Below are 4,398 nucleotides of genomic sequence, written 5' to 3' on the forward strand. Positions count from 1 at the left end.
CCATCTGAACCTCGTCAGAATTTGCAGGCTATGTGAAGCAATATGCCAGGTCTCTGCAATTCCAACAACACGATTTCTACCCGGAAGCCCAGCTACTCAAGGCTCTACGGATTGTTCAGGACGGACTTTAACATCCGCTGTCTTCGTTTACAAGCTGCAGTGAACTTCATTACAGTCGCCTGTACGACGCGCTGTACAGGACGCTGCTGTCGCAGTCGCTGGTTCGCGGCGACGAGACGACGCTTCAGGTGCTCAATGAACCCGGCCGGGCGGCGCAGAGCAAAAGCTATGCATGGGTCTATCGCAGCGCGGAGGATTGTGCCGAACCGGTCGTGCTGTTTGAGTACCAGCCCGGGCGCTGGCCAGACGCATCCGCAAAAGTTCCCGGGCGACTACAGCGGTATGTTGATGAGCGACGGGTACAGCGCCTGGAGAACACTGAAAAAAGCGACGAACTTCGGCTGCATGGCGCACGCGCGCCGGCTGTTCGTCAAGGCGGACAAGGCAGCGCAGAAGAACGGGGATGACGGAAAACCGAAGGCGCCGAACGCTCGCGTGGCAAGAGCGCTCGAATACTTCCAGGCCCTGTACCGTGTCGAGGCGCTGGCCAAAGGCGACCTGCCTGCCGGGCAGACCCGTGCTGACTACGCATACCACCTGAGGCAGTTGCACAGCGTGCCGGTGCTCGAGGCGTTCAAGGCATGGCTCGATGAACTGGCACCGAAGGTGGCGCCGCAAAGCCTGCTGGGCAAGGCCATCGCCTATACCCGAAACCAGTGGGAATATCTGAGTCGCTACGTCACCGATGGACGTGCTCCAATTGATAACAACATATGCGAGCGCGACATCAGGCCATTTGCGACATCGAGAAAATCGTGGCTGTTCAGCGATACGGTCGACGGCGCAAAAGCTAGCGCTACGATCTATAGTCTCGTACTGACGTGCCGGGCCTGCGGTGTCGAGCCATACGACTATCTGCTGCACGTACTCAAGGTCCTGCCACAGCGCGCCCCAGGCGCGGACGTGACCGATCTGCTGCCGTTCAACTACGCGCGACAACAGGTCGCGACAAACAGCGGCTGACGCAGAGAGCGCGCGTCGCACAACATGACGGCGTGCGCTTCCATCATCTCAACATATACACCAACGGCTGTCCCACCGCCGCAGTGCGGCCCATGTCCGTCCGACGAATGGGAAAGCGTCGCGTCGGCTAAAATGTTACCCGTTTCCCGTCCTGCGAAAACCGGAATCTCATCTCATGTCCAAGGCGACCCACCACGCCGTCAGCATCGCGCCGGGCCATAACAAGGCCAGCCTGTCACGGGGACAGAAGGCATTCAATTCGCTGATCAGGCAGATCGAAAAGCGTCGCACCCGCTTGCGGGCATGGGAGCGCGTCACGCCCGACTTCCAGCAACGGTATGTCGACGTTCTGTTGCCGCTCGAACGGGAGTCGACGGATCTGCAGGTAAAGTTGGTCTATCGGCTTGACGACGTATGGAACCAGAAAGGGCTGACAAAGACGGAGCGTCGTACAGTCTCCACGCTGATCTCGAATCTGGCAGGCGATCTGGTCGAAGCGTGCAATGATGCGCAACTGAAGGTCATTTACAACCGGCACAGCAAGTCGGATTACGATAGCGAAGCAGCCGCTGAGCTTGAGGACATGAAGGATGTGCTCGAAGCGATGCTTGGCGTTGAACTGGGTGAGGATCTCGACATGAGTTCGCCCCACGACATGCTGCGACGCGCCCAGGCAAGGATGGAGGAGCAGCAGGCGCAGTACGAAGCCGCCGACCAGGCTCGGCAAGCGCGACGTGCGAAACGAAAAAAGACGGCAAGACAGCAGGCGGCTCAGGCAAGGCAGCAAGCCGAGCAGGCAGAATTGAGCCAGTCTATCCGCGAGGTCTATCGAAAACTCGCCAGTGCCCTGCATCCCGATCGCGAACCGGACCCTCACGAGCGGGAGCGCAAGACGGCGCTGATGCAGCGAGCCAACCATGCGTATGGCAGGAACGACCTGCTCAAGCTGCTCGAGCTACAACTGGAGCTTGAGCATATCGACCAGAGTGCAATCAATGAACTCAGCGAAGACCGGCTGAAGCACTACAACAAGATTCTCAAGGAACAGCTCGGGGAACTGGATCAGGAAATCCTGCAAGTGGAAGCCAGTTTCAGGCATGCGTACGGAATTCCCCCATTCATCGACATTGCCCCCGCGACGGTCCTTCACAATCTGGCAAACGACATCGCCGGGCTCCAGCAACACATACGTGATCTGGAAACTGATTTGCTCGTGTTTGAAGACCTCAAGCAATTCAAGGGCTGGTTGAAACAGCTGAAATATCGGCAGACAGCCGTTCCCTTCGACGAATTCCCATTCTGAGTAAATGGCCGGTTGGCATGAATACGGCCGGTCGTGAGGAGAATCGACCGCTTACGTTCAATTCGTCAAGACGGGTTTGCCGGCCGCTTACGCTTGTTGATCTCGACGTGGTGGTCGATGTGAACCTTGACGGTGCGAAACTGCGCGATTTCGTAGGGAATCGCAGGCAACGGGCGCAGCGCCGGAGCGTCCAGCGCGGCGAAAGCACTGGCGCGGCTGCCCGGCAGCCTCTGGAAGGGTCGGTCATTCAGCGTGGGCAGCAGCTCGGCAATCGCGCGATCTACCGCGTACACCGTCTCGAACCGCTGATGGCGCAGTCGCGCCATGATCCAGCGTTCAACGACCTGGACTGCAACCTCGACCTTGGCTTTGTCCTGCGGCCGCCGCGCCCGCGCCGCGAGCACCGAGGTGCCGTAATGACGCGCGAAGTCGAGCACGGTGTCGTTGGCGCGCGGCTCATAACGGTCGGCGTTGGCAATCAGGGCCCGCGGATTATCTGGAATGACCAGTTCGGGGACACCGCCAATGAAACTCAGCGCGCACGATCGAGCCGATCCAGTCAGCCATCGTCTCGCGCGGCGTGGCGCAAGCGAAGGTGTAGCTTGAAGCGCCCAGTGCGGCGACGAACACATGGGCACGCGTACCATCGGCCACCGCGATGGTCGGGCCCGCGTAGTCGACAAACAGCTTCTCGCCGGCCTTGTGGACCTGGCGCATCGAGCGCTTCAGGCTCTTCGCCCAGGTGTGGTAGTGCTCGCAGAATCGCGTGTGGCGGTAGGTCTTGCCGCCGGGGTGGGCGTCGACATATTCCTGCCATAGCAAGGTCAGTGTAACGCCCTTGCGGCGCAGTTCCTGGTGTATCCGCGCATAGTCCGGCGGCACATAGGCGCTGCTGCGCGAGCCCGGCAGCAGGCGAGCTGCGATGGCCGCTTCGTCGAGCTCACGTAGCTCATCCCATGCCAGCCCGGCATTCGCAGCGAGCGATACGTACTTGGAGACTACCCCTTTGGAAATCTGCAGCGCCGCCGCGATGCGGGCGTGAGAGAACCGGGACTCGTGCTTGGGTCGTAACACGTCTTTGATCATGCGTATCGTCATTGGGGGTGTGGGCATCGCCTCTCCGTGTAAAAACGGGGAAGGTTATCCACAACCGGGGGTTGAACAATACGCAACATCTCCACGTCGATCATCGCCAGGCAGACACCGCGAAACCACTGGCGCATGACCCGTCAACGGGCCGGTCACGATCGCCGGAAAGACCGGTCACGATCAGCTGGAAATGCCGGTCACGATGCCGGAATCACCAGTCACGATAATCCGGAATCACTGGTCACGCTCAGCCGGAATACGCACTTGATCTGCTGGAACACTCTTCAGCGCGTTCGGCAGTCTTTATGAAACCGTCTCTTAAGATCTTTCCACAAAAGACCTGCAGAAAGACGGATACCTCATCTATAACAACTTCGTTATCCGTAGGGTTTCTGCGGAAAAATACCCGTAGATTGTGGCGTCCTTCCTGTAGACCTATGGGCTACACGGCGGAGAGGACTAGAAGCTTCGCATCGTCCATCGGCTAAGAGCGGCTAACACAAACCTGGACATCAAGCCCTAGGTTTCGTATCCTGGGCGCATGTCCAGAAGAAAAATCAGCAACGAACTGTGGGCGGCGCTGGAACTGTCGATTCCGGCATTTACGCCGTCACCGCAAAGGCGGCCGTCGGCGCACAGTTGACGACCGCGCAGCACTGAACGGCATCCTGTATGTCCTGCAAACGGGCATCCCATGGGAAGACGTGCCGCAGGAACTGGGTTTCGGCAGCGGCATGACACGCTGGCGACGGCTACGAGACTGGCAGGCCGCAGGCGTGTGGGAGCAACTGCATCTGGCAATGCTTCGCCGGTTGCGTGAGCACGACCAGATTGATTGGGAACGGGCGAGCCTCGATGCTGCCAGTGTTGCCAGCTCCCGGGGGGCCAGGAAACCGGCGCCAACCCGACAGACCGGGGAAAGC

At 59.5% G+C, this 4,398-nt stretch carries 1 protein-coding gene and 3 pseudogenes; 3 read left to right on the top strand and 1 reads right to left on the bottom strand.

What is annotated here, in order from left to right:
* Positions 1-158 precede the first annotated feature (158 nt).
* Positions 159-1,083, top strand: a pseudogene (locus AB3X94_RS41220) (IS66 family transposase); the annotation flags it as partial.
* Between the two features lie 175 nt (positions 1,084-1,258).
* Positions 1,259-2,386, top strand: a complete 1,128-nt coding sequence (locus AB3X94_RS41225; protein WP_176112216.1) for a molecular chaperone DnaJ — start codon at positions 1,259-1,261, stop codon at positions 2,384-2,386.
* 95 nt (positions 2,387-2,481) lie between these two features.
* On the opposite strand, the pseudogene istA reads toward AB3X94_RS41225, so the two are convergent.
* Positions 2,482-3,499: pseudogene (gene istA, locus AB3X94_RS41230) on the bottom strand (IS21 family transposase); the annotation flags it as partial.
* 517 nt (positions 3,500-4,016) lie between these two features.
* Here istA and AB3X94_RS41235 point away from each other — a divergent pair.
* A pseudogene (locus tag AB3X94_RS41235) lies at positions 4,017-4,398 on the top strand (transposase); the annotation flags it as partial.

Source organism: Paraburkholderia sp. BR10923, assembly GCF_040948765.1.
In the GTDB taxonomy this organism is placed as follows: Bacteria; Pseudomonadota; Gammaproteobacteria; order Burkholderiales; family Burkholderiaceae; genus Paraburkholderia; species Paraburkholderia youngii.

Excerpts from the sequence above, each read along its gene's own strand:
- AB3X94_RS41225 (WP_176112216.1), top strand. The coding sequence starts at position 1,259 with ATGTCCAAGGCGACCCACCACGCCGTCAGCATCGCGCCGGGCCATAAC.